The following is a 6,000-nucleotide window of genomic DNA, read 5'->3' on the forward strand; positions in this document are numbered from 1 at the left end:
ACATTAAAATATTGTTATTGGAGACAAATATTAAACATGCTTGCCCCCTGTCCAACCGCCTCGGGCCAATACCTCTTTCCCTAATGCTTTGGGAGCCGCTTCTAAATCAGTAGCCATAGAATCATTCCAACGATTTAAGAAACCGTATAAACATATAGCGCCTAATATTTCGACAATTTCATCTTCTTGCCAATGCACTCGCATGCGAGCCATAAGCGGTTCATCTACGGCGTTAGGCACAGAGCCCGCCGCTAATGCATAGTCTAATGCCACGCGTTCTGCATCAGAGTACAACGGGCTGCTTTGGTATTCCCAAACAGCGGCCACTTTTTCATCTGAAATACCGTGAATTTTCGCGGCAATTAACGAATGAGCTTCACAGTACTGGCAGCCTGCGGCGCGGCTTGAAAAGTGAGCCAGTAGGCGCTTGAATCCTAAATCAACGGCGCCGTCTTGGGTCATAACCGCTTTGGTAAGTACGCCAAAGCCTCGCACAATCTCTGGGCGACGTTGCATCGTTAATAAACTATTGGGTACAAAACCTAGAATTTGTTCGAATATAGCGAAATCATCCGCTAATTCCGGTGTGGTGTCTTTGGGTAGGGGAGTCATATGGGCCATGGCTATCTCCTTTATTGTTATTGATTAAGTGACTTGCTTAAACACAAACGGGACTAATCGATATAGCAATTTTGCAACGCGGCGAGTTATTTGCTAACAAACTAAAAACCTTGAATTTTATTCATTCATCGCCATGGTATGATGCATATTTTGTGGCGTTAGTGCATCCAGTTAACGATTTTAATCAGTTTTTTTATCTTTATAAGTTGGCAGCTAACATAATATATCGCATATCCTAAATTCAAAGACACGCCGGAAATCAAGCATGAATGCACTGAATATCAAAGGGTTAACCAAAGTTTACAAAGGTGGAACCCGAGCCCTCAACGGGATTAATTTACAGGTAAAACAAGGTGACTTTTTCGCCCTGCTCGGCCCCAACGGTGCGGGTAAATCGACAACAATTGGTATTATTAGCTCCTTGGTCAATAAGACAGATGGCAGTGCCGATATTTTCGAGTACTCATTAGATACCCAACCCGTCGAAGCTAAATCATGCATAGGTTTGGTTCCTCAAGAGTTCAACTTTAATCAGTTTGAAACCTTGATGCAAATTGTGGTTAATCAAGCGGGTTACTACGGTGTGCCGCGCAACGTCGCAAAAGAGCGCGCCGAAAAGTATCTTAAGCAACTCGATTTATGGGAAAAACGTAATCAACCCGCACGGAATTTATCCGGGGGTATGAAACGTCGCTTGATGATTGCCAGAGCGTTAATGCATGAACCCAGAATGCTCATTCTTGACGAACCCACAGCTGGGGTAGACATTGAAATTCGCCGTTCAATGTGGACATTCCTAAAAGAAATTAACGAGCAAGGGATCACCATCATACTTACCACCCATTATCTCGAAGAAGCTGAAATGTTGTGCCGTAATATCGCTATTATCGACAAAGGTATTATTGTGCAAAACACTAGCATGAAATCACTTCTAGCGACGTTAAATATAGAAACCTTCATTCTAGATTTAGCTGGTGAGCATCAAAATATTACCTTAACTGGATTTGAACATCGCTTGCTCGATATTCACACGCTAGAAGTAGATGTAGCCAAAGAAGAAAGCTTAAACAACGTATTCGAACAGCTCTCAAATCAACAGATACAGGTTTTGAGTATGCGTAACAAGTCCAACCGTTTAGAAGAGTTATTCGTGCGTTTGGTCGAGTCAGGTCGTGAAGTACAGCGGATCAAAGATGAATCGGCAAAGAAAGAGGCCCTAGCCAATGAATAATCGCACCCTAATTGCCCTGCAAACGCTGTTGATAAAAGAATGCACCCGCTTCTTGCGTATATGGATACAAACCCTAGTACCTCCCGCCATTACTATGTCGTTGTATTTCGTCATATTTGGTAATTTAATCGGCAGTCGCATTGGTAAAATGGGTGGCTTTAGCTACATGGAGTTTATTGTGCCCGGTCTAATTATGATGGCCGTTATCACAAACTCTTACTCCAATGTTTCTTCATCTTTTTACAGTGCTAAATTTCAGCACAACATTGAAGAGCTGCTAGTAGCCCCTATTCCTAACTGGGTAATCATCGCCGGTTTCGTTGGAGGCGGTGTGGCTCGGGCTATTCTAATTGGTATAATAGTCACCTGTGTATCTATGTTGTTCGTTGACATAACCTTGCATAGCATACCGATTATCATCATCACCTTACTTTTAACCTCAACTTTATTTGCTACTGCAGGGTTAATCAACGCCATATTCGCTAAATCTTTCGATGATATTAGTGTGGTACCTACATTCGTATTAACGCCTCTTACCTATTTAGGTGGGGTGTTTTATTCGCTGACGTTGCTACCTGAATTTTGGCAATGGGTCAGTAAAATCAATCCCATTGTGTATATGGTTAATGGCTTTCGTTATGGATTTTTAGGCGTGTCAGACGTTGATTATCTGTATTCATTAGGGTTGTTGGTCGGTTTCAATGTCATTTTACTTAGTTTCGCATACTCGCTTATCAACCGCGGTGTCGGGATAAGAAGTTAGACGGAAACAATAAGTACTATGAACAATTGTAATTCAACGTCTGACGGAAACTCTAGGCATATCGATAGTAATCAGACTGGGATCCACGAGAAAATCCCAGAGCTGGTAGTGCGTAATCTACAGCATCCAAGCCAACGTCCGTTCACTGAACATACCTTACAAGCATTTGCTCAAGCGCAAAATTGGCTGAATGGTTGGCAGGGACCGCTTATCTTAGATGCATGCTGTGGTGTGGGTGAAAGCACCACCCATATCGCCAATAAATATCCTGAAGCAAAGGTGATTGGGGTCGATAAATCAGCTCACCGAATTGGTAAGCACGAACATTATAGTCTTAAACAAGACAACGCTCTGATATTACGCGCTGATTTAAATGACTTTTGGCGCTTAGCCGTTCAGGCTAACTGGCGCTTAGCAAAACATTTTTTGCTCTATCCCAATCCTTACCCCAAATCAGCTCATGTGCAGAGGCGTTGGCACGCTAGTCCTGCCTTTGCAGATATCATAAAATTGGGAGGACAGCTTGAGGTGCGTAGCAACTGGCAAATTTATATTCAGGAATTTTCCATGGCGCTAAACATTGCTGGATTCAGTGGCGATGCCCATCAGTATCACGGCGAACAAGCAATCACACCGTTTGAGCGTAAATACTGGGCGAGCGGACAACATAGCTGGCAGGTTATTGCGCAATTATAGCGTAGTGCCTAATGCGCCTGCGCTTTGGGTTGACTAAAGTAGAAACCTTGGGCATAACGCACATTTAATCGTTTAAGTAACACCAGTTGCTCTTCACTCTCAAGGTGCTGGGCAACTAATGCGATATTCTTGCGCTGTCCTTGCTCACAGAGTTCCTTGACAACAGATTGGGCCGAAGTATCTTGCGACAGTGTCGCTAAGGTGGCGCCAGACATTTTCAAACCACTTATCGGCAACGCCAACAAATGCTCAATACTGCCAGGTTGTGGCTCAACGTTATCTACAAACAAGTTCAAACGAAGCTTTTTACATAACCCTGAAAACGCTTCGAAGGTATCCGTATCAGAAAAGACATTTTGCGCGGTGACCTCTAATGCAACGCGTTGCGGATTAGGGTAATTCTGCACTTGTGCTGTCAAAAAGCGATGAATACTTTCATCCTGCATATCGGCCAAACTAATATTGATATTCCAAGGCATATTTAGCTCGCGAAAATACTGGGCGCTGCGATTAAATATGGTCTCCGTTAACTGGGATTGGCTTTCTTGACGCTCAACTAAATACAGAAATTCAGTTGGAATAAAAGGATGCTCCCCAAAAGTAATAAGGCGCGCTAAACATTCGTAACGCCAAACCTGATTATTGGACAAATCCATAATCGGCTGAAAAAACGGCACTACGTTATCGAGGTTAAAACTTTCAGTGACCTGAGAAACTTTCATATTAGGTAATGTTTTTTCTTTATACTATAGCAAGTTAGCGCTTTAAGGCTAGGTACAATCGAACGACTTTTGTACTTTGTGATTGCAGATCAAACAAATATCACATTCTGTTACGTAAAAATATGTCGTAAAAACTTACCTTAGCCCTCTATTTTATGGGTCTTTATGTTGGTATGGCTCGAAAATTAATGTAAAGTTCGCGACCCGAAAGTTTTCATATGAGGTGTCAAGCGTGGCCGTAGCTGAAGTCAGTTTAGAGCATTTGTTTAGAGTTTTTACTATGCCTGAAGGTAAAGATTCTAAGTTGGCTCAGATTGAGCAGCATCTGTCAGATAACTTGGCCGACTTTTTGTCTCAACATGTGGTGACCAAAGTCACATCGCTTGAGCAAATAGAGCAAAGTTTTGCTGAATTTAATGTGCCGGAGCACCCCGAGTTTGTTTCTGAGCACGCGGCTAACTTACTTGAAAAAGTAGTCGCAAATTCTGTTAATACCTATTCGCCAACATTTATCGGGCACATGACGTCTGCTTTACCTTATTTTCATCTATCTCTGGCTAAATTATTAGTCGGGCTGAATCAAAATTTGGTCAAAATTGAAACATCTAAAGCCTTCACGCCCCTAGAGCGTCAAGTGCTGGGTATGATGCACGAATTAGTGTATGGCCAGAATGCCGAGTTTTATAACACTTATCTGCATAGTGCCAACCATGCGTTAGGCGCCTTCTGCTCTGGCGGCACAATCGCTAATGTCACTGCTTTATGGGTTGCCCGAAATAAGGCACTGGCAGCTGACGGCAAATTCAAAGGGGTTGCGCGTGAAGGCCTAGCCGCTGGTCTGACGTATTACGGTTACAAGAAAATGGCAGTTTTGTCATCTCGTAGAGGTCATTATTCGCTATCAAAATCGGTTGACATATTGGGCCTAGGCCGAGAGCAATTAATTACCCTCGACTGCCCTAACCAGCGACTTTCACCAGAGAAAGCCTTAGCATTTGGCAAACAATACGCCGAACAAGGTAACAAAATTTTAAGCATCGTTGGGGTAGCGGGTACCACCGAAACAGGTCATGTAGACCCGCTGGACGAGTTAGCTGATGTAGCCGAGGAGTTAGGTTGCCATTTCCATGTTGATGCAGCCTGGGGCGGTGCAACGCTCTTCTCGAATACCCATAGAAATATTCTTAAAGGTATTCAGCGAGCAGACTCAGTAACCATAGATGCTCACAAGCAAATGTACGTACCTATGGGTGCGGGCATGGTGCTATTTAAAGACCCTAACGATAGTAACGCGGTGCGACATCACGCCAACTATATATTACGAGCTGGTTCAAAAGACTTAGGTGCCACGACACTTGAAGGGTCACGTAACGGCATGGCTATGATGGTATATTCATCGTTACATATCTTTGGACGACAGGGCTATGAGTTACTGATCGATCAAAGCATAGAAAAAGCTAAGATATTCGCGCGTATGATTCAATCGCATCCTGACTTTGAATTGATCACACATCCGACGTTGTCTTTACTTACCTATCGGATAAATCCACAAGAAGTGCAACAACAGATTAAAGCTGATCCTTTACTGAGCCCTAGGTTTAATAAGAAGTTAGATAAGCTAACCGTGTTTGTACAAAAACAGCAACGTGAAGCAGGTAAGTCGTTTGTGTCACGTACCCGCTTGCAAACAGAAGCTTATGGTGAACAGACTATGACGGTATTTCGTGTGGTATTGGCTAATCCGCTAACCTCAGAGAAAGATCTACAGAATATCCTTGATGAGCAAATGGAAATTGCTAACAAGAGTGAAGACTGGGCTGAATTAACCAAAAATCCTTGCGTTAGTTAGTTTTAGACTCTTTAGCGTTAATCATTAAAAAAGCCGTTAGTTTTGAAGTGACCCCCAATAGTTGGACATTCCAATTACTGGGGGTCTTTTTATGTCCAAACATCATAGAGTATTTAAG

Annotated in this window: 6 protein-coding genes; 4 read left to right on the top strand and 2 right to left on the bottom strand. The window is 42.9% G+C overall.

All coding sequences use genetic code 11. The features are described 5' to 3' along the window. Positions 1 to 30: 30 nt before the first annotated feature. Positions 31 to 621, bottom strand: a complete 591-nt coding sequence (locus tag GQS54_RS21730) for a carboxymuconolactone decarboxylase family protein (RefSeq protein WP_166426015.1) — start codon at positions 619 to 621, stop codon at positions 31 to 33. 265 nt (positions 622 to 886) lie between these two features. Between GQS54_RS21730 and GQS54_RS21735 the strand changes: the two genes are divergently transcribed. Genes GQS54_RS21735 through GQS54_RS21745 form a run of 3 tightly spaced genes read left to right on the top strand, consistent with a single transcriptional unit; the run spans position 887 to position 3,311 of the window. Next, positions 887 to 1,852 (top strand): ABC transporter ATP-binding protein, encoded by a 966-nt coding sequence (locus GQS54_RS21735; protein ID WP_166426016.1) that lies wholly within the window; start codon positions 887 to 889, stop codon positions 1,850 to 1,852. Beyond that, on the top strand, positions 1,845 to 2,615 hold the full coding sequence (locus GQS54_RS21740; protein ID WP_166426017.1) for an ABC transporter permease: 771 nt from the start codon (positions 1,845 to 1,847) through the stop codon (positions 2,613 to 2,615). Before GQS54_RS21735 ends, GQS54_RS21740 begins: the two co-directional genes overlap by 8 nt. Before the next feature lie 18 nt (positions 2,616 to 2,633). Next, positions 2,634 to 3,311 (top strand): SAM-dependent methyltransferase, encoded by a 678-nt coding sequence (locus GQS54_RS21745; RefSeq protein ID WP_166426018.1) that lies wholly within the window; start codon positions 2,634 to 2,636, stop codon positions 3,309 to 3,311. 8 nt (positions 3,312 to 3,319) lie between these two features. Here the strand turns inward: GQS54_RS21745 and GQS54_RS21750 are convergent, their stop codons facing one another. Beyond that, entirely contained in the window at positions 3,320 to 4,033 is a 714-nt protein-coding gene (locus GQS54_RS21750) for an EAL domain-containing protein (protein WP_166426019.1), read from the bottom strand. Between the two features lie 232 nt (positions 4,034 to 4,265). Here GQS54_RS21750 and panP point away from each other — a divergent pair, with 232 nt between their 5' ends. Continuing rightward, positions 4,266 to 5,882 carry a pyridoxal-dependent aspartate 1-decarboxylase PanP gene (gene panP / locus GQS54_RS21755; protein WP_166426020.1) on the top strand — a complete coding sequence of 539 codons (1,617 nt, stop codon included), beginning with the start codon at positions 4,266 to 4,268 and terminating at the stop codon, positions 5,880 to 5,882. Positions 5,883 to 6,000 lie beyond the last annotated feature (118 nt).

It is taken from the genome of Paraglaciecola sp. 20A4 (assembly GCF_011378905.1).
Lineage (GTDB): Bacteria > Pseudomonadota > Gammaproteobacteria > Enterobacterales > Alteromonadaceae > Paraglaciecola.